The sequence below is a fragment of the Bifidobacterium sp. LCP19S3_E9 genome, assembly GCF_052121135.1.
Lineage (GTDB): Bacteria > Actinomycetota > Actinomycetes > Actinomycetales > Bifidobacteriaceae > Bifidobacterium > Bifidobacterium thermacidophilum.
On the sequence record NZ_JBQKEV010000007.1, the window covers coordinates 58,463 to 78,810 of the forward strand.

Sequence of the window (20,348 nt, forward strand, 5' to 3'; positions counted from 1 at the left end):
CCTGAGAAAGTGGGGATGCAGGCCATTGTCAAACCGTGCCCAGGTTGTCTAAGCAAGAGCGTAGCAACCCGGAACCAAGCTAAGCTCATACCACGCGCTGGTGGAACTGCTCGGCGAGCGCTGGAATGTCCGGCTCGCCGTACTTGTCGACCAAGTCGAGCCATGCTCGGCGGTTCTCCTCGCCGAAACGGGCCGCCTTGTTCGCGTAAGATTGCGCGGTGAGGAACTTCGGAGGCACGGATTTGCTGTTGTATTTATCAGCGACCATGACCACCTCCTGCTCGAGGTTCACGGGCACATAGTCCGCCGGCGGCAACGGCAGACCCTGCCGGATTACCTCGTCTTTCGTGAGCCCCACGCCGGTATGGTTGCGAGCGAACTGGGCGATGGACTCGTCCACGCCTTCATCCAGCAGGTACTGGTAGCCAAGCAGGCCGTGCTCGATGTAGTGCGGCCCGTCGAATTTCAGGGGCTCGCCGTCGGACCCGTCGTGCTTGAGCACACGGTACGTGCCGATGTCGTGCAACAGTCCGCCAATCACCACAAGGTTCTCATCCAGCAGTCTCGGCGGGATTTCGCCGCCGGTGATGCCGTCGGATGCGGCGGCCTGCGATGGGTCAGGACGCCCGGAATCATCTTTCGGCAGGGTGCAGCGCCGCACGAACAGCGCATTCTGGTGCCGAACGATTTCGCGGGCGATGGTCGCCACGATGACGCAATGCGTGTGTATCAGATCATATGCCGCCTGCGATGGCGCGATTTTCCTGTGCAGCTCATCGACTTGGGCCAGTGTCGGAACATATCCACTCATACCATCCATTGTAAGGAGCTACACGGGAGCAATCGCAGGGAGCTGCCCCTGATAAGCCCCTAGCGTGGACAAGTTGTAGGCGACCGCCCGCAACTCAGATGGATTCGACGCGGAACTCGCCGGTGCGGTTCGAGGCGACGAGCATCTGGTCGTTGTCAAGCTCCGTCCAGCCGTCGGCCTCGCTCTGCGAGAAGCCGGAGCTGGCGACGACCACGCCCTCCGCCGTGCCGTCAACGCCCAGAATTCGCCGATACCGAATCACGCGATAGTCGATAGCATGCTGCTGCCAGCCGTACCCCGAGTAGACCTCCATGATGCGTGGCGGAACCTCCGTCCGCCCGGACGCGCGCAACGCCACCAGCTGGTCGCCGCTTTGAATCATGCAGTTGTAGCTGGATTTCGGGTAGCTCTGCCGCAGCTCGCGCACCGCCTGGGCGACCGCCTCATCCAGCGGGAAGCCGAAACCGATGTACTCCAGAATCACCGCGAAGAACACCGCGGAATCGCTGCGACCGCCCGTGGACAGGAATACGCTGTGATCCACGGGAAAATCACGGTTCTCAATGATATTGCGGCCCTGATCGTCCGAAATATCGCCATTATGGATGAAGCTCAGCCCGTTGGCGAAGAACGGCTGCTGGTTCTCCAGAATCAGCGGCAGATGCGAGCTGGCGAGACGCAAATGCCACAGCGCGCCGCGAGCCGGCTGCTGGGCGAGATCTTCAAACACCGGGTCGTGCAATGCCGACGTAGTGGTCTTGTACAGGCGAGTGCCGGTTTCAGGCGAAGGCGCGCCGCCATCCCTGCGGTACGGCGGTTCCTCGGGCGTGCGCAACGAAGCGGTGCCCCAGCCGTCATTGTGGACCACGCTCATTGCACGGAAGTCCTTGACAGCCTGACCGCCCAGCACATCCTCCAGACTGCGGTTGAGCCCCGCAGTCGCATAACCCAGTAACCTGCACATAACCATCCACTCTAACGGGCGGCGGGACACAGCTGGTGCGCGTGGCTATAGGGGTTGGTTATAGCAAAGAGCCGCCCCTGCGGACGGCTCTCAATCGCTGCAGTCATTGCTACTGTCGCCGGTTCAGCAGCGGCTTCGGTCACTGGCTCTTGCGCTGGCCTGTTGATTGGCGCGACGAACCACCCGATTTTGCTGTGCCGTGATGCTGCGAGGCGCGGTCGGACTTGGCCTCGGCGCCCTGCTGCGAGCCTTGTTTCGCAGGCTTAGCAACGGACTGCTTGTCGGCGTTGCTGCCGGGCTTCACGGAGTTATCTGCTTTCGACGTAGTATCGGGCTTGGCGGCAGTCGCATTTTTCGCGGGTTTCGACGCTTGCTCGGACTTCACCGCTGGTTTCACCGCCGGTTTCGTTGACGACTTCGCCGACGATTTCGCTGTGGGCTTTGTCAGCGCGAGCACGTCCTCACTGGACTCAATCTGCCGCAGATTATTCGCTTCACGCTTGAGCCTCGGCGGCCGACGCGTCGACAGGAACAGCGGCTGCACTTCGATCAGCGGATTGTACGGAGCCAGACCGAACCACTTGACCGGCGAACCCGCCGCATGGCGAATCGCGTACTTCATCTGCAAGGACAACGCACCACGCTGCGAAATCGTGGATTCCGGCATCAGCGCCTTGTGGATCAGCACATACTTGATCGTGCCTACTCCCGGATCGGCGTCGAGCTTCGGGTACTGAGACTTCTGCTGCGGCAGCTCGCCCGTATGCTCCAGATCGTGCATGATTTGGTGGATGTATGCAGGAATGGACTGAGAGACCTTGAATCCGAGCCGAATCTTCACACGGAACAGATAATCGGTCCCGAAATTCTCCACCGAATACTCGCGGGTAAACGGCTCGTCGGTCGTCTGCACGGACACGGCCCACCATGCGCGCGCACGCTTGGGATGGTCCGCGAAAATCGAGAAGAAGATGTCGGTGTCAAGCCGCTTCATTTCGCTGTCGGATGTCAGATACACGATATTGTCTGCGAAATACGGGATGCGGAAGTCCCCGTGCAGCTTCTCGAGCGCAGGCAGGAAATCCTTGCGCTTCATATGGCGACGCTGCGAACGTTCGATCTTCGTGCCGTCGTTCCACGTGACCATGATCATCAGAATCATCAAGGTCAGCAGCATCGTGAACCAGCCGCCATGCATGAACTTCGCCATCGAGGCGATGAAGAACATGATCTGGATGGACAGGAACACGATCGAAAACACGATTGCCCCGACTTTATGTCGGTTGTACCACATGTACACGGCGAGCAGCACAGTCGTGGTGATCATCGTGATGGTCAGCGCGAGGCCGTAGGCGGCGGAGATATGCTCCGAATCGCGGAACAGGAACAGCACGGCGAGCGTGGAGACGCACAGCACGCCGTTGACCACCGGGATATACAGCTGACCGCGTGTACGGGCCGGGTAACGCACCTGCAGATGCGGCATCCAGTTGAGGCCGGTGGCTTCGGCGACCATGGTGAACGCGCCGGTGATCAGCGCCTGAGATGCGATGATGCCTGCGGTGACCGACAGCGCGACCGCAAGATAACGCACACCCGGGCTCATCATCTGGAAGAACGGATTGAGGCTGTCCACATTCTCCAGAGCGGGATTGTGCTGGTTGCGCAGCATCCACGCGCCCTGCCCGAAGTAGTTGAACACGAGCGCGATCTTGATGAACGGCCAAGTGAAGTAGATGTTGCCGCGACCCACGTGGCCCATATCCGAGTACAGCGCCTCGGCGCCCGTGGTCGACAGGAAGACCGTGCCCATCAGGGCGATGCCGGCCGCGTTATGCGGGCTGAACAGGAAACGGATGCCGTACACCGGGTTGAGGGCGGCGAACACGCTCCAATCATTGCCCAGGTTGAACACGCCCACGACGGCGAGGAAGCCGAACCACACCATCACGATGCTGCCGAATACGCGGCCGATGCTTTCCGTACCGCGTGATTGCACCGAAAACAGCAACAGGATGATGATCGCGGTGATGATCATCGTCAGGTTCGTGTTCTCCCGGAACAGCGGTTCGAACACGGGAATAGTCTTCAGACCTTCGACTGCCGAGGAAATCGAGACGGCAGGGGTAAGCACCGAATCCGCAAGGAACGCGGCACCGCCGAGCATCGCGGGGATCGCTAGCCAGCCGCCATACTTACGAATCAACGAATACAGGGCGAAGATACCACCTTCGCCTTTGTTATCGATGCGCATGGCAATCAGCACGTATTTGACGGTGGTAATCAGAGTGATTGACCAGAATACCAACGACAGCACACCGAGGATCGCTTCCCTGTCGGCGTGCTGGATGCCGCCCTGTCCGGCAAGGAAGGTCTGCATCGTGTACAGCGGCGAGGTGCCGATATCGCCGTACACCACGCCCAGCGCGACAATCGCCATCGCGAAGGTGACCTTGTTCGGACCGGATTGCACGCGGGTCCACCAGCGGCCGATAGCTCCCTTGGTCGCTGTTTTCGCGAGCTTTTCTGCTTCCTTATGTTCTTCTTCTTGCTGCTTGGCGATTACCTCGCGCTCTTCTTTGGTTGTCGTCTTGCGAGAGACCTTGGGCGCGTTGGTGAAGGTATCGGCCTTCAGCAACGTCTCACGCATACGTTCATCAGCCTGCTGCTCTTCTGATTGCTTAGACTGATTGGCGGTATGCGAAGATTCGCGCTGCCGTGATTCCGCCATAACATTCCTCCATCGGCGGGGACCCTCCCCGCTCGTGAACACTCATGCCTGGCAAGCGAATCGTAGTACCATCACGATTCCTTTACAGACAGCCGCAAGTCTATACGACGGTCACGAGATATTGCAACAATCCGGGCGCAAAATGGGGGTATTCCACGGTTCTGTCTAATTTTCACAACCACCGGGAATACGCCGTCATCGGCAACTTGCTGCACATCCCTGAGACGCCGGGCAATCCGTCCGCTCAAATGCCGTACACCTTACGCGTAGTGCGACGGGTGGCGCGCGCGACCTCAGCCACCGGCAGGTCGAAGACCTCGGCGAGCGCGGCCAGCGTGTACGGAATCATGTACGGCGCGTTGGTACGCCCGCGGTAGGGCATCGGGCTCAGATACGGAGCATCTGTCTCCACCATGATGTGGTCGAGACCGACGAGCCGCGCCGATTCACGGATCCCGTCGTTGCCCTTGTAGCTGACGGTTCCCGAAAAGCTTAGATACCAGTCGTGTTCGGCCGCGATGCGACCCATCTCGGCGTCGCCGGAATAGCTGTGGAACACCGTACGTTCGGGGCTGCCGTCCGCAAGCAGCGTGTCGATGACTTCCCGATGCGAGTCGCGGTCGTGGATCTGCATGGGCAGGCCCAACTCCTTGGCGAGCGCGATATGGTCGCGGAATGCTTGTCGTTGCAGCTCTTTGGCGCCTTCACCAGTGCGGAACAGGTCCATGCCGGTCTCGCCGATCGCTACCACTTCGCGCGGGTGGTCGAGGGCCAGCCGGTGCACTCTCGCGAGAGCATCCTCGAAACTGACGTCATGGTAGGGCTTGTAGCTCAGTGGCAGACCGTCCGGCCCAGGAACGCCGCGGTGACCGTGCAATACGGCCTCATTGGGGTGGATGGCGAGCGCCGCATGCACGACACCCGGGTGGTCGAGGGACATCTGGACGGCGGTGTCGAGATTCGGATATTCGCAGCCGACATCGATGACCCCCTCAACGCCGACGGCCTGCGCCTGTGCGAGCAGCTCATCGACCGAGTACACGGGCACCGGCGGCTGGTCGCGTTCGATGGCTTGCCGGTTCATTTCGCGGGAGAAGGGGACGACGCTCGCCACATGCGTGTGATCGTCGATGACGCGCGCGTCGGTGGGAAGCGGCTCAGGGGCGGGCGCCCAGCTGCGGTCGCGATGGTGATGCTTGGACATGGCTTCCAGTCTAATCAATCGGGGGCGGCGTTGATGGGCCAAGGTATTGGCTGATTGGCTCCTTGACCGCTTGACTGTCCAACTGCCTGATTGCTTGGCTACCTGATCGCCCGGTTGCCCGGCTGTCCAACTGCCCGGTTTCCGACTGCCCGGTTGCCCGAAATATTCCGCCCGGTCGCGTATGCGATGACATACGCAACCATGCGTAAGGCGCAGAAGGACGGCGAAACCCCTTGGTATCCGTCAACTCACGCATGTCCGGACATACGCGACAGCGCACAAGCGACATCTGCGGACTGCCGAACGCTTGCTTCTGACACGCGACGTATGTCTTGGCATACACGCGATACCGCACGCGACTGACAGCAAACAACCGACGGCACACAGCCGACGGCACACAGCCGACGGCAAGCAACCGCCCGGAACCAGCCCGGAGTACGATGAAGGTTTTGGACATATACGCATGGCACGCGTACACACTCAACACCGACACACACAAGCAAGGAGCATCATGGCGAAGAACGACACCACCAATCCAGACGATTCCAAGGCGTTGCGGCCAGAACAGCTGCACGAATTCTCCCAGCGGTTCAACGCCGACCGGGCGAACGCGGTCGCGGCAAACGCAGCCACCAGCGTGGGCATACTGAAGGCCGCCACCGATTACCATGGCGTGCGCGCCTTGCCGCGCGATTTCTCGATTGAACTCAAGCAGGGCTCGATCACGAATCAGGAACATTCCGGCCGCTGCTGGATGTTCGCCTCGCTCAACACCCTGCGCTATGAGCTCATGCATCGTTGGAAGCTTGAGGATTTCGAGTTCTCCGAATCCTACCTGTTCTTCTGGGACACAATCGAGAAATCGAATACGTATCTAGAGAACGTGCTCGCAACCCTTGACGAGCCGACCGACAGCCGCGTGTTCGAAATCATCAACGATACTGTTGCCGATGACGGCGGCTGGTGGCAGATGTTCGTTGCGCTGGTCAACAAGTATGGTCTGGTCCCGAAGTCCGCATACCCGGAATCCGCGAATTCCCGCAATTCCGACGCATTCAAACAATATCTGAACACCAAGCTGCGCGAGTTCGCCGCCGATTTGCGTGACCGTCATGCGGCGGGCGAGAGTCTGGAAGCGCTGCGCGCGGCGAAAACCGAGGACATGGCGACCGTGTACCGCATCTGCTGCATCGCGCTGGGCGAGCCGCCGGAACGGTTTGATTTCCTGGCCCGCACCAAGGGTGACGATGACGCCGACAGCAAGAAGAGCGACGACAAGGCGTCTGCGGATGCGTCGAATGCCGGCAAGACAACTGATGCCAAGGGTGACAAGGACACCGAAGGCAAGGGCGGCAAAGGCGAGGACGGCCGCGACGACCGCCCGCAAATCCGTGAATACGGCATCACGCCGCTTGAATTTGTGCGCAAGTATGTGCCGGTAGATGTCAATGACGCGGTCACGCTGTGCAACGCGCCGATGGCCCGCACCCCGTTCGGCAAGCGCTACCGAATCAAATGGACCGCGAATGTGGCGGAAGCCGGGGATATGGAGTTCGTCAACGTGCCGCTCGATGTGTTCCGCAAGGCGGCCATCGACCAGCTCAGCGCGGGGCATCCGATCTGGTTCGCGTGCGATTGCATGCAGTTCTCGCTGCGCGACGCCGGGATTTTCGACCGCGGCACCGTGCGCGTGGACCAGCTGTTCGACACCGAGTTCACCTTTGATAAGGGTCAGGGCTTGGAATACTGGGATTCCGCAAGCAATCACGCGATGACGCTGACCGGCGTGAATCTGGACGCCAACGGCAAGCCGAATCGTTGGAAGGTCGAGAACAGCTGGGGCAAGGACGCAGGCAAGGACGGCTATTATGTCGCGTCGGCCGACTGGTTCGATCGGTTTGTCACCGAGCTGATCATCCGCAAGGAATATCTGGACGAGGCGACGAAGGCGATTCTCGAAACCGAGCCAGTGGATATCGAGCCGTGGCAGCCGCTGACCCGCCGCTGCGACTGAAATCCCCGTCATCCTCACAAACTGGCTACGCTGAGCGAGATCCCAGCGTAGCCAGTTTGTAAAAGGGAACGGCGGTCCGGCCCGCGGCGCAGCACTTGGCTGTCGTGCCGCCGCGTATCGCGTCACTACGTGCCATGCCGCCGCACGTCATGTTGTCGCAAGAAAGAAGAAACCCGGCGGTGAGAAGCCGCCGGGCGAGAGAGAAGAGAGAAGAAGGGGTTCAATTATGGGGCCGACCTATGGGCCTCGCCACCGGTCGAACCGTTGACATGTATTATGTAACCGCTCAATTCTTGGAATAACGATGCGCGTTTCTGAAAAAACTCTGGCAAATATGTAACGAAACTGTGTAGATGTGGTCACATTCCAGCATGTTGTCGCATTTACCAGCCAAAACCCACTATCGCCCGGCGGCCATCTTTTTCTTATAGGCCGTGCCCCACTGCTCCATCGCATCGAGAACCGGCTTCAAGGTGCGCCCCAGCGGCGTCAGCGAGTATTCCACACGAGGAGGCACTTCCGCGAAGACATGCCGCTCGACCAAGCCGTCGGCCTCCATCTCGCGCAGTTTCGACGTCAGCACTTTCTGCGAGATGCCGCCAATGGATTGTTTGAGCTCGCCGAACCGCTTGGTGCCGGGCATCAGATCGCGCAGCACAAGCACTTCCCACTTGTTGCCGATCAGTTTGAGCGTGGTTTCGACCGGACAGGCCGGCAAATCCCGAGGCGACACACCGATGGCGGTATATTCAGACACGATGTTCTCTCCTGATTTTCCTTGGAACTATCAAATTGTTACCGAGAAGTACCCAAGGCACTTTTCCCTGCTTTGTTTCTTTTTGTAACTATATACGTTATAGTCGATAGTGTCAAAAAGATACCAAGGTTCGAAATGATACCAACATGGTCCACAGCCCGGCCGCCAGACCGGCAACGCGCCACGAATCGAGCCTGAACCAGCAAACAGTAAGGAACACCAATGACCTCCATCGCAGTAGTCGCAGCAAACGGCAAGGCCGGTAAGCTCATCGTCAAGGAAGCCGTCGATCGCGGATTCGACGTCACCGCCATCGTACGCGACGAGAACAAGACCGTCGCCCAGCACGCCATCATCAAGGACCTGTTTGATTTGACCGCCGACGATCTCAAGGGTTTCGACGCGGTTGTGGACGCCTTCGGCGCCTGGAGCCCCGACACCCTGCCGCAGCACTCCACCTCGCTCAAGCACCTGGCGGACATTCTCTCCGGCACGCAGACCCGTCTCATCGTGGTCGGCGGCGCAGGATCCCTGTATGTGGATCCCGAGCACAAGACGCAGCTCTTCGACACTCCGGACTTCCCGGACGCCTTCAAGCCGCTCGCTAAGGCGCAGGGCAAAGCACTCGCCGAGCTTCGCGAACGCAAGGACGTGCGCTGGACCTTCGTCTCCCCGGCAGCCGACTTCCAGGCCGACGGCGAGCGCACCGGCAAGTATATTCTCGCCGGCGAGGAGCTGAAGCTCAATGACCGCGGCGAATCCATCATCAGCTACGCCGATTATGCCATCGTCATCGTCGATGAGATCGCCAAGGGCAACCATATCGGCCAGCGTATCTCCGTGGTGCGCGCCTGAGCCTGAACCGCGCCCTTACCGCTCTTCGCGATAATCGACGTCAAGCCAATGCCCACCCCCCACGACCGGTACGATACCGTCATGAGAGGTGGGCTTGTCTGTCACGCGATGTTACGAGCGCGCCCCGGACACGAGACAAACCCAAAACGGAAACCCCCACCCCCAGAAAGGCATGACATGAACCAGCTTGCGCAACGCTTGACACCGCTGGTGCGCTATCTTGCCGATGAACGCGCCCACACCGGCGGCTGGACGCCGGGTATCCGCACCGATGAAGCGGCCCTGTCCGCCATGACCGCGCAGGACCTGTGGGCGCTGTTCCGTGCGTTCGTGAACACGCGCGAACCGATCGAGCCGGACAGGGGGTGGCTCAAGGACCAGGACGCCCTGTTGCACGATATCATCGCAGACCGGGGTATCACCGCCATCGACGACGCCTGCGTCATCCCTTCCGCGACCGACCCGCGACTGCGGTTGTGGCGGGGCGATATCACCGCGATCCGGGCGGACGCCATCGTCAATGCGGCCAACAGCGAGATGCTGGGGTGCTGGGCGCCGGGGCATCTGTGCATCGACAACGCGATCCACACCTTCGCAGGCGTCGAGCTGCGCCTGGAATGCGCGCGGATTATGCGTGAACAAGGCACGCCCGAGGCGCCCGGACGCGCGAAAATCACGCCGGGGTACAATCTGCCGGCGGCGCATGTCATCCATACCGTCGGGCCAATCGCCGCAGGGCACCCCAGCGACCGCGACCGCGAACTGCTCACCTCGAGCTATCGCAGCTGTCTCGACCTCGCCGTCACACACGGCCTGCACAGCATCGTATTCTGCTGCATCAGCACCGGGGTCTTCGGCTTCCCACAGCAGGAGGCGGCTGAAATCGCCGTACGCACTGTGCGTGCGTGGCTTGACCGGCATGCGGACACAAGCGCCAGGGCCGACCAATCAGGCGAACCGGCCGATCCAGACCATGACAGCACCCCGACAACGCCGACCGTCATCTTCGACGTCTTCGGCGAGGCGGACGAGCATATCTACCGCCAGCTGCTCGGCATTCCCGGGAACCAGGCGGCATAGGCGGCAAGCACACCGCCGACCCACAGCGCCGGGCCCACAGCGCGCCAGCATCCATCACAACCCCGCGGAACCCGCAGAAAGAAGCCACCATGCCGTTCACGTCACTGTTCACGCCATCGGCCATCAATCCACCGGCGACGGATGATCGCGACACATCCGAGGACGCCATCACCCGTCTCACGAACACTATCCACGATGCGGACACCATGGTGGTCGGCGCAGGTTCGGGTATGTCCACATCCGCCGGATACACGTATTCGGGCGAACGCTTTGAACGGTATTTCAGCGATTTTGCACGCGCATACGGCATCGGCGACATGTATTCCGGCGGGTTCGCCGAATACCCGGACCTCAACACCTACTGGGCGTGGTGGAGCCGTCACATCTACATCAACCGCTATATGGCCCCGCCCAAGAATACGTACGGGCTGTTGCGCAGTCTGCTCGACGGCCATGATTACACGGTCATCACCACGAATGTTGACCACTGCTTCCAGCGGGTCGGCTTCCCCGACGACCGCCTGTTCTGTACGCAGGGCGATTACGGGCTGTTCCAAAGCTCACGCACCGGCACCTCCCGCACCTACGGTAACGAGCGGGATATCAAGCGCATGCTACTCGCGCAAGGCTTCACCTTCGCGCACATGACCGCCGACACCGCCGACGACTGGGGTGAGCTGATTGCGCCAGACGAGGCCGGCGAATGGGCCGGCATCGGCATGACAATTCCGGACGACCTTATCCCGTATTGCCCGGAAGATGGCTCCCCCATGGCGCCGAACCTGCGCTGCGATGACACCTTCGCTGAGGACGAGACATGGCATGAGTGCGCGGAACGATACCAGACTTTCCTCGACACCCGCCGGGCATGCGAGGCTGACGGCAGTCGGACGCTGTTCCTTGACTTGGGCAGCGGCGGGAACACGCCGATCATCTTCAAATTCCCGTTCATGCAGTGGACTTCGGTCAACCGCAATGCAATCTACACGAGCATCAATCTCGGCGAGGCGGTCACCGCACCGCAGATCGCCGATCGGTCCATCCTCATCGACGCCGACATCGACGCCACGCTGCGCGATATCGCTTCGAGAAGGTGAATCGGTTCGCAGAATATCAGGCTGAAAACCATCATAAAATCAACCAAGCGGCGGGGCCCACCCCACAGGGCAGATCCCGCCGCCTGGCATATTCGCTTGATTCGCGTGATTCACGCAATCCGCGATTGTTCAGCCGGCGATTATTCAGCCGTCTTGGCCGGCTTGTCAGCGTCCTCTTCCTCAGCCAGCTGTGCCTTCGCCTTGGCCAGACGCTCGGCTTCCGCGGCCTTGCGCTGGGAAAGCTGCTCTTCGAAGCGATCGAGCTCCTCCTGCACAGCTTCCTGCGGAATCTTCGCGAAAAGCGGCTTCGGCTTGGCGACCGGAGCGCCGGTGTCAATGGCCTCGCTCTTCCACGGGTGCACATTCACACCGAGCTTGTAATCGCCGGTGATCACCGGGTAGTGGAAGTCCGGATTATCAAGATCCTCGACCTCCTCGATATGCGGCAGCGGCGAGAACGTGCCCTTGCCGCCGAGCGCCTCCCACACCTTCTGCGCGGAATGCGGCAGGAATGGAGCGAGCAGGTGGTTCGCGTCCGCGACGGCCTGCGCGGCCACATGCAGCACGGTGGCGAGATGCTTCTCGTCATCCTTGATCTTCCACGGTTCAGTGGCGGAAATGTACTTGTTGATATCGCCGACTACGCGCATCGCCTCGTTCAGCGCGTTCTTCTGGTGGTGGCGCTCAATCAGCCCGCCAACCACGTCGAAGGCCGCCGATGTCTCCTCGAGCAGCGCACGGTCCTCGGAGGTCATCGAATCCTCGTCAAGCTCCGGAATCGCACCGAAGTTCTTGTAGATGAGGTTGGCGACACGGTTGACCAGGTTGCCCCAGCTGGAGGCGAGCTCCTCATTGTTGTGCCGCACGAATTCGGCCCACGTGAAATCGGAATCTGAGGTTTCCGGTCCGGCCACGGAGATGTAGTAGCGCACGGCGTCCACCGGGTAGCGTGCAAGAATATCCTTCACGTAGATCACGATGCCGCGCGAGGAGCTGAACTTCTTGCCTTCCATGGTCATGAACTCGCTGGCCACGACCTGCTCCGGCAGGTTGAGCGGGCCGAGCTTGCCGGTCTCGCCACCCTTTGAGCCGGCGCCGTTGTAAGCAATCATTTCGGACGGCCAGATCTGGGAGTGGAAGGTGATGTTGTCCTTGCCCATGAAGTAATAACCCGGGGTTTCCGGGTCGTTCCACCAGGCGCGCCACGCCTCGGGATCGCCCTTGCGACGGGCCCATTCGATGGATGCCGACAGGTAGCCGATCACCGCGTCGAACCACACGTACAGCTTCTTGTTCGGGTTGTCAATCCAGCCCTTGACCGGCACGGGGATACCCCAGTCGATATCGCGCGTGATGGCGCGGGGCTTGACTTCCTTGAACAGACCGAGCGAGAAGTTGATGACGTTGGTACGCCAACCTTCACGCGTCTTGAGCCAGGCGAGGTTCGCTTCGGCCAGCGCCGGCAGGTCGAGGAAGAAATGCTCAGTTTCCTCGAAACGCGGGGTTTCGCCGTTGATTTTGGAGACCGGGTTGATCAGCTCGTCCGGGTCGAGTTCGTTGCCGCAGTTGTCGCACTGGTCACCGCGTGCACCGTCGGCGCCGCAGATCGGGCAGGTGCCTTCGATGTAACGATCTGGCAGGGTACGCCCGCTGGACGGGGAGATGGCGACTTTCTGCGTGCCCTTGTAGATGTACCCGTTCTTCAGGCACTGTTTGAACAGTTCCTGCACGACATGCTCGTGGTTCGTGGTGGTGGTGCGGGTAAACAGGTCGTAGCTCAGGCCGAGATCGCACAAATCCTTGGCAATCACGCGGTTGTAGCGGTTCGCGAGTTCCTGCGCGCTGACCCCTTCTTTATCGGCCTCAACGAGAATCGGGGTGCCGTGCTCATCGGTTCCGGACACCATCAGCACGTCATTGCCCTTCATGCGCTGATAGCGCGCGTACACATCCGACGGGACGCCGAAGCCGGCGACATGCCCGATATGGCGCGGACCGTTCGCGTACGGCCACGCAACATTGACCAAAATATGACTCATACGCCCGATTATCAGGCCCAGCGCGGACAGAGGAAGCCGCGCACAAGGGCGCGGCAGACGCCACGCGTGCCCCGCACAGGCTTCACGCGGGTCTCACACACGCTTGGCACGCCTGATACGGGTCTGACACGGTCGTCGTTGACCAAGTACGGGCCGGCACGGCGACAACCTTGCCAAGCGTGCGGAATCCGCATCGGAATTTTGCGCAAAATACCGCCAATCCGTTCTGCGGTCCGCGAGTTATCCACAGGGCAGATGATTGTCATGCAACGGGTAATCACGGTTATGCACATTTCGGTCCGACGTCGTTGCCGACGCGAAATCCCGCCGGTATCTTTCCTCGTATGACTATGTTGACAGGAAACGCACCGCCAGGGTGCGCACAGGCTCACCGTCGTCCGGAGGCATCCGAGCGGCGTCACCAATCATGTCCGGCGGCATCGAGGCACGCCGGCGATTACGAGGGGGATGCGCGATATCGTGCGGGCGGCAAGGGGACGCCGGAACGCCGTCGCGCGATTCAGCACGGTCATCCGATCATCCGCACATGCCGCCTGCCCGGCCCGATGTGCATCACGCGTATGACCGATTATGGCGTGCTGCACAATTTCGATGACATCAGCGTATATCTGGGGGAACATTCCGATACTCCTGACGGCAGAGGACTGATTTGCCGGCATGCATCGCCGATGAACGTGGTCGCCTGTGCGTCGCTCGCCGCATGGATCTGGGTGGGAGGGGACTTTCCCTCAACCATCGATGTGGTGTCTGACGCGCATTACCGTTCGCCGGCGCACGGGCGCAGAATCCGTCCGTTCAACCGGCAGATCGACAGTCAGTACATCATCACGGTCGGGGGGATGAAAGTCACGTCGCCGGCGAGGACCGCGTGTGACCTCGCATTGGTGCAGATCGACGCGTCAGACGAACAGCTTGAGGTGGCAGGAACCATCCGATGCCTGATGAGCCGCTACTCATTCGGCATGGCCGACTGTCTTGCCATCTTCAATACGGACAGCCGACACTGGCCGAATATCCGGCAAGCCCGCGAGCTGCTGACCGCCGCGGCGGGCGCGCCGGACGGCAGACAGGAGCCGACATGAGCATACGACGACGCTTATCGGCGACATCCAAACCGAACAGGACAGCTGAGGCGACGGGAGCGATGGGAGCAGCGCAACGGTTGCGACGACAACGATGGGCGCCTGCAGACTCTGCGGGGCATCCGGGTGTGGAGCCGGGCGCCGCGCCGATCGCCGCGCCGGGTGTGCTGTCTCCCCCGCCTCCGCCGCTGGTGGTTACGCCCGGCATGGCTTGCGACCCTGATACCGATATGTCCACGCTGTGGCTGATTGCGCGCGAGCACCCACATCTGCGCAAATGGCTCATCGCCAATCCCAAGGCGGATGCCGCCCTGCTTGAATATGTGTCACAGGCGGGCGGGCCCGGTGTCCGCGACGCGTTCGACATTCTGTTCGGGGAGGCCACGAGCGGGGAGACCACGGGATGAGCATGACCGCATGATGGACAAAACGTGGGACGGGCGCGGTTGCCCAAGACGGCTGAACGGGCAGACGGCCGATTACCACAGAGACGAGGCGGACGGAAGCGAGCGGCACACAGTCGGACGATGCCGGGGACGCGCCGAAAACAGCGCAATCGGGGACGCGCGAATCAGGAACGCATCTCAAGCACGGCGGTATACACCTGCTTGCGATTGGCGAGTGAGCCGTCCGGCAGGGGGTGTTCCTGTACAACCTGCGCGATGGCGTCCTTGATGCGCAGTCCGTCTTCGCGCGCGCGGTCTATTGACAGCACGGCCAGATCCTCCACACTCAACGCGGAAGGCGCACTATTCCGCGCCTCGTCGTCGCTCGCGCCTTCAATGACCAGCACGATTTCGCCGCGCGGCGGATCGTCATCCACCGACTGCTTGATCTGCGCAATCGTGCCGCGTCTGATTTGCTCATAATCCTTGGTCAGCTCGCGGCACAACGCCATCCGACGATCCGGCCCGAACTCCCCCAGCAGGTCAGGCATGGTCTCAGCAATGCGGTGCGGCGTCTCATAGAATACGATGGTGCGCTGCTCGGCATGCAGCGAACGCAGACGCTGCATACGTTCGGCATGCTTGCGCGGCACGAAACCCTCATAGCAGAACCGGTCTGTAGGCAACCCCGATAGCGCGAGCGCATCCAGCACGGCGCTCGGCCCGGGTGCGCATGTCACCGGCAGGCCACGCTCGATGGCTCGGCGCACAATCGCGAGGCCGGGATCGTTGATGGTGGGCATGCCGGCGTCCGAAACCACCAGCACCGTGGCACCCTCCTCAACACTGTCCAGCAGCCCGTCCGCCTTGTTGCGCTCATTGTGGTCATGGTAGGCGACGACTTTGCCGCTGACATGCACGCCGAGGCGGTTCGCCAAGTCGTACAGGCGCCGGGTGTCTTCCGCGGCGACGATGTCCGCGCGCTCCAGCAGGGCCACCAGCCGCGCCGATGCGTCGCCCACATTGCCGATCGGCGTGGCTGCAAGTACCACCGTCCCGGCGGGTACTTCGACACGCACACCGGCGGATGTCTCCGTGCACATGTCGTTTTCCGCGTGTTGGTGTCTATCATGTAAGGACTGCGGCGCCGACTGGCGTCCTTCGATGTCACTGGTCATATATCCAGTATCCTCTACCTTTAGGAGTGATGGTGTTGAGTTCCGTGAATTCTGGGCGAACACGCCCGTCGGCGAGCGTCGGCGGCTCCCAGCTCCGCTTGCGTGCGCGGCTCGCTGCCGCACCCCGTTTGGTTTCCTGGCTGTTGACTGTGCTGGTGGCCTTCTTCGGTGGCCTGCTGCGGTTCATCCGGCTTGGCGAGCCACGCGCTGTGGTGTTTGACGAAACCTATTACGTCAAGGACGCGTGGACGATGCTACTGACCGGCGAGCCGCGCAACTGGCCGGAGTTCTTGACGCGCGACAGCCTGGATTTCCCCGTCAACACCTTGTTCGCGCAAGGCGACACGAACCGGTGGCTGAGCAGCGCCGAATATGTCGTGCATCCGCCAGTCGGCAAATGGTGCATCGCGCTCGGGCTGAAACTGTTCGGCGGCGCCGGCAACACCTTCGCATGGCGTGCGAGTACGGCGATTGCGGGAACAATCGCGATTATCATCATGATCCGCGTGGCGTTGCGGCTCTTCAACAACATGTCGATCGCGCTGTCCGCGGGCCTGCTCATGTCCGTCGACGGCGTGGGCATCACACTCAGTCGCACCGGCCTGCTTGATATCTTCATCATGGTGTTCGTACTCGGCGCGTTTGATTTACTGCTGATGCACCGCGATTGGGCGCGGGTCAAGCTCCGGGCGCATTACGCGGTCGATGCCGCGCGTCGGGATGCGCACTGGGTCCCGGACACGTCCCGTCACGCACGCCGGGCGCAGCGCAAGGCAGCAGCCGGCGATTCGGGTGTTGCCGGCGGCGATGCCAACGATACGACCGGTACCGCCGGCGCCGCAGTATCGTCATCGGCCAACACGGCCGGACGCAACCAAAGCATGCTGCTTGACGCGCGCGGCCCGGTCATCGCGTTCTCCTGGTATCGTGCCGCCGCCGCGATTCTTATCGGTCTGGCGACCGGCGTCAAATGGTCCGGCATCTACTTCATGGCGGCGTTCTGCGTCATCAGTGTGATTTGGGACGCATGGGAACGCTACCGCGCAGGCTACCGCAGCTGGCTGTCCACCGGGCTGCTGTGCGACGCGCCGCTGACCGCGCTGTATATGCTCCCGCTATGGGCGGGCACGTATCTTGCCGGATGGATCGGCTGGTTCATCCACCCGGATTCGTACATGCACGACTGGGCGCGCAACAACCCCGGCCAAGGCATCACCTGGCTGCCGGAGGGATTGCGGTCGTTTGCCGAATATCACGTGGAAATGTGGCAGTTCCACACCACGCTCGACACGCCGCATGATTACAAGGCGAACCCGCTCACATGGCCGTTGCAGGTACGTCCGACCAGTTTCTACTGGCAGGAGCTTGACGGGCATCCGGGGCTGTGCTCATTGGCACCCCACTCCAAATGCGTGGCGGCCGTGACATCCCTGGGCAATCCCCTGATTTGGTGGCTTGGCTCCCTGTGCGTGATCATCGGGATCATCATCGCCATCGTCAAGCACGGTGACTGGCGCATCTGGGCGGTGCTCGCCGGCTTCATCGGCGGGTGGCTGCCGTGGGCGCAATACCTGCACCGCACCACCTTCACGTTCTACTCGATTGTCATCTTGCCGTGGATTATTCTCGCGATCTGTTATGTCGGCGACCATGTACGCCGACGGGTCAGCGCCGGAACATGGCGGATTACGCTGGCGGCCACGCTGCTGCCGATTCTGCTGGTGTCGGTGTTCTTCTACCCGATCTGGACGGCGATGCCCGTTCCGTACGAGTTCTGGCTGAGCCACATGTGGTTCAAGTCGTGGATTTGAGGCTCCGGTCGGGATCGGCAGCAACCGGCCGCGACCGATGCCGACCTATCGGCGTGTGGTGCGACTGACAAGTCGCACGGTGAACCGGTACCTGTGTGCCGTGCCAAGACGCCGCCTGCGGTATCCGGGCGCCGTGCGACCACACAGTCGCACCACAGCCAGATACCATCCCAAATCCGCCCACGGCCGACGCTACCCGGTAGGCATGCGCCCTCCCGATTGCACCGCGCCTGGATAGCTTCCGTCAGCACGCGCTGGCGTGCACTGCTTCTCATCCAGGAACCTGATGGATTCGCAGGTCCGCGCCCGTACCGCCTTGACACCCCCCCTGATTGCGTCGATTCCCGGCACCGAGCCGCATCACTTACTGTGAGATTTCCGCTCTCGTGGACATCCCAGCCAGAACCACCAGATTCAGCCTGGGTATTATCAAGGATTACCGCGATTCACGTACCGTCACCCCGATAAGACGACCAATCAAGCTCGTCGGAGCCGGTGTCTTCAGGCGCCACCACGGATTCTGCATCTCAGGGCGAAACCGGCATCAACGCTTTGCCCAAGCCGGAGTTCAGCTTGTGACACCATATGTTCACCGCGGGTTCGTCATATGTTTCTATACGATAATCTCGTGAAACTGGCGGTCGTACACCCTACCTCGCGGGGCGCACGCGGTAGGCTTGAACGGCAATCGTATCACCGCCAGACGGACGGCCGCTGCCTGTTGGCACGCGACATCCGACATTCGACAAGGATATTATGGGGTTCATTGATTTTCTGATCCGGCTGCTCAAGGATCCACGCGCGGCCATCGCATCCTGGATTGCCATGGGCGTCGCGCCCACGTTGGGGTTCATCTTCCTGATTGTGTTCATTGAGACCGGCGTGGTGTTCTTCCCGTTCCTGCCGGGCGACTCGCTGCTGTTCGCCGCCGGGTGCTTCGCCGCCGCGGACGCGACGACAGGCAAGGCCGCGCTCCCGCTCAATATGCTACTGCCCGTTGTGTGGGCCGCCCCGGTCATCGGCGACCAATGCAATTACTTCATCGGTCATTTCTTCGGCCGGCGGATCATCGAATCCGGCAAAGTCAAGGCGATGACGCCGGAACGCCTCGCACGCACCGAAGGCATGATCGACAAGTGGGGTCCGCTCGCCGTGTTCCTAGGGCGTTTCTTCCCGTTCATCCGCACGTTCATGCCGTTTATTTCCGGCATTTCCGGCATGAAATGGCGCCGTTTCACCCCGTTCTCCGTGCTGGGCGGCCTGACCTGGTCGACCCTGTTCACGCTGCTCGGGTATTTCTTCGGCGGGATTCCGTTCGTGCAGAACAATTTTGAGCTGGTGATTGTCGCGATTCTGCTGATTTCGCTGACGCCAACCTTCGTCGGGCTGATCAAGGCGCGGACCGGCAAACAGCGCGGGCGCAGTGCGGAACCAGCCCGGCATGCGGCCGCTGACGCCGGTATCGGTGCTGAGATGCTTTCCAATGACTTGTCAGGGGCAGACGTGCTGAGCGCGGAAACCATCGCCGCTGCAACCGTCAAGGACGCCGCCGATCTGACCGAGGCGACGCCGCAGGACTGAAGCAGGACTAACGCAGGCGGGCTCATCGTCGTCGTTGGCGCAATGGCGACTTTGCGCATGACGGCTGTTGTGTTGCGGCTGGTTGCCGGTAACCCGGGCACAATCAGACGCAACACGCCTATGACACCGTGCTGGATTGCACTTGGCAACATCTTGTACTAGACTTTGGTGAGTTGTCTCGATGAGCAATCACCGGACACGGGGCTGTAGCTCAGTTGGTAGAGCGCTTCGTTCGCATCGAAGAGGTCGTGGTTTCGATTACCATCAGCTCCACGAAGAACCCTTCTGCATTCCACCGCAGGAGGGTTTTTCTTTACCATGCGAGGTGATGGCGGGGTTCTGGGGTAACCGTCGAAGTTATGGGTTATCAAGGTTACGGCCAAAGGTTTGTCCGACGACGGCATCCACCAGCGGTTTACCCATACCTTACCTTCTGCCGACGTTCAACGGCATCCCCGCGTCGGCAGAAGCAGGAACTGAAGAGCAATCACGACGTCTCATGATCGATGTTCTCGACGCGTTGACGATTACCCGACTATTGCGGCAGGGCGATCTGCATGATGCCATCATGCGTCGGAATCTCAATATCTCCCGTGCCAGCCCCAATCGGGAGAGTTGTTCAGAAAAAAGTCCGAAAATCTCTGCGTTGAGGGAGATACGGCGAGTTTTTCAGATTTCGCGGTTGCCGCCGAGCGGTGTTGATTACTCAGAATCGTAGATATTTCAAGCTTTTTGCG

At 61.0% G+C, this 20,348-nt stretch carries 15 protein-coding genes and 1 tRNA gene; 9 read left to right on the top strand and 7 right to left on the bottom strand.

Going from position 1 to position 20,348, the window contains the following annotated elements; all coding sequences use genetic code 11:
- Positions 1-85: 85 nt before the first annotated feature.
- From ACTQYB_RS05180 to ACTQYB_RS05195, 4 genes are all read right to left on the bottom strand, one after another.
- A complete protein-coding gene (locus tag ACTQYB_RS05180) occupies positions 86-811 on the bottom strand; it encodes an HD domain-containing protein (protein WP_015451170.1) in 726 nt (241 codons plus the stop codon).
- Between the two features lie 94 nt (positions 812-905).
- Positions 906-1,775 (bottom strand): class II glutamine amidotransferase, encoded by an 870-nt coding sequence (locus ACTQYB_RS05185; RefSeq protein WP_441482205.1) that lies wholly within the window; start codon positions 1,773-1,775, stop codon positions 906-908.
- 139 nt (positions 1,776-1,914) lie between these two features.
- Complete coding sequence (locus tag ACTQYB_RS05190) at positions 1,915-4,425, bottom strand: KUP/HAK/KT family potassium transporter (protein ID WP_441482239.1); 2,511 nt, start codon at positions 4,423-4,425, stop codon at positions 1,915-1,917.
- 325 nt (positions 4,426-4,750) lie between these two features.
- A complete protein-coding gene (locus ACTQYB_RS05195) occupies positions 4,751-5,710 on the bottom strand; it encodes a TatD family hydrolase (protein ID WP_441482204.1) in 960 nt (319 codons plus the stop codon).
- Between the two features lie 511 nt (positions 5,711-6,221).
- Between ACTQYB_RS05195 and ACTQYB_RS05200 the strand changes: the two genes are divergently transcribed.
- On the top strand, positions 6,222-7,724 hold the full coding sequence (locus tag ACTQYB_RS05200) for an aminopeptidase C (RefSeq protein WP_441482203.1): 1,503 nt from the start codon (positions 6,222-6,224) through the stop codon (positions 7,722-7,724).
- 400 nt (positions 7,725-8,124) lie between these two features.
- Here ACTQYB_RS05200 and ACTQYB_RS05205 read toward each other — a convergent pair whose 3' ends face one another.
- Complete coding sequence (locus ACTQYB_RS05205; RefSeq protein WP_304326275.1) at positions 8,125-8,481, bottom strand: winged helix-turn-helix transcriptional regulator; 357 nt, start codon at positions 8,479-8,481, stop codon at positions 8,125-8,127.
- 222 nt (positions 8,482-8,703) lie between these two features.
- Between ACTQYB_RS05205 and ACTQYB_RS05210 the strand changes: the two genes are divergently transcribed.
- The 3 genes from ACTQYB_RS05210 to ACTQYB_RS05220 all read left to right on the top strand — a co-directional run bounded on the left by ACTQYB_RS05210 (position 8,704) and on the right by ACTQYB_RS05220 (position 11,513).
- Positions 8,704-9,336 carry an NAD(P)-dependent oxidoreductase gene (locus ACTQYB_RS05210; protein ID WP_318356096.1) on the top strand — a complete coding sequence of 211 codons (633 nt, stop codon included), beginning with the start codon at positions 8,704-8,706 and terminating at the stop codon, positions 9,334-9,336.
- Positions 9,337-9,513: 177 nt separating this feature from the next.
- Positions 9,514-10,416: a protein-ADP-ribose hydrolase gene (locus tag ACTQYB_RS05215; RefSeq protein WP_441482202.1), complete on the top strand. Its 903-nt coding sequence runs from the start codon at positions 9,514-9,516 to the stop codon at positions 10,414-10,416.
- 89 nt (positions 10,417-10,505) lie between these two features.
- Entirely contained in the window at positions 10,506-11,513 is a 1,008-nt protein-coding gene (locus ACTQYB_RS05220) for a Sir2 silent information regulator family NAD-dependent deacetylase (protein ID WP_441482201.1), read from the top strand.
- Positions 11,514-11,653: 140 nt separating this feature from the next.
- On the opposite strand, the gene metG is transcribed toward ACTQYB_RS05220, so the two are convergent.
- Complete coding sequence (gene metG / locus ACTQYB_RS05225; RefSeq protein ID WP_441482200.1) at positions 11,654-13,552, bottom strand: methionine--tRNA ligase; 1,899 nt, start codon at positions 13,550-13,552, stop codon at positions 11,654-11,656.
- A 344-nt stretch (positions 13,553-13,896) separates the two neighbouring features.
- Here metG and ACTQYB_RS05230 point away from each other — a divergent pair, with 344 nt between their 5' ends.
- Together ACTQYB_RS05230 and ACTQYB_RS05235 are read left to right on the top strand one after the other, a co-directional pair.
- Positions 13,897-14,655, top strand: coding sequence for a hypothetical protein (locus ACTQYB_RS05230; protein ID WP_441482199.1), 759 nt, complete (start codon positions 13,897-13,899; stop codon positions 14,653-14,655).
- Positions 14,652-15,062 (top strand): variant leucine-rich repeat-containing protein, encoded by a 411-nt coding sequence (locus ACTQYB_RS05235; RefSeq protein ID WP_239646938.1) that lies wholly within the window; start codon positions 14,652-14,654, stop codon positions 15,060-15,062. The genes ACTQYB_RS05230 and ACTQYB_RS05235 overlap by 4 nt, the downstream gene beginning before the upstream one ends.
- Positions 15,063-15,226: 164 nt before the next feature.
- Here ACTQYB_RS05235 and rsmI read toward each other — a convergent pair whose 3' ends face one another.
- Positions 15,227-16,144: a 16S rRNA (cytidine(1402)-2'-O)-methyltransferase gene (gene rsmI, locus ACTQYB_RS05240; protein WP_441482198.1), complete on the bottom strand. Its 918-nt coding sequence runs from the start codon at positions 16,142-16,144 to the stop codon at positions 15,227-15,229.
- Positions 16,145-16,248: 104 nt separating this feature from the next.
- On the opposite strand from rsmI, the gene ACTQYB_RS05245 reads away from it, so the two are divergent.
- From ACTQYB_RS05245 to ACTQYB_RS05255, 3 genes are all read left to right on the top strand, one after another.
- Positions 16,249-18,030 carry a dolichyl-phosphate-mannose--protein mannosyltransferase gene (locus ACTQYB_RS05245; RefSeq protein WP_441482197.1) on the top strand — a complete coding sequence of 594 codons (1,782 nt, stop codon included), beginning with the start codon at positions 16,249-16,251 and terminating at the stop codon, positions 18,028-18,030.
- Between the two features lie 756 nt (positions 18,031-18,786).
- Positions 18,787-19,611: a DedA family protein gene (locus ACTQYB_RS05250; protein ID WP_412171310.1), complete on the top strand. Its 825-nt coding sequence runs from the start codon at positions 18,787-18,789 to the stop codon at positions 19,609-19,611.
- A gap of 200 nt (positions 19,612-19,811) precedes the next feature.
- Positions 19,812-19,884 (top strand) — tRNA-Ala (locus ACTQYB_RS05255).
- Positions 19,885-20,348 lie beyond the last annotated feature (464 nt).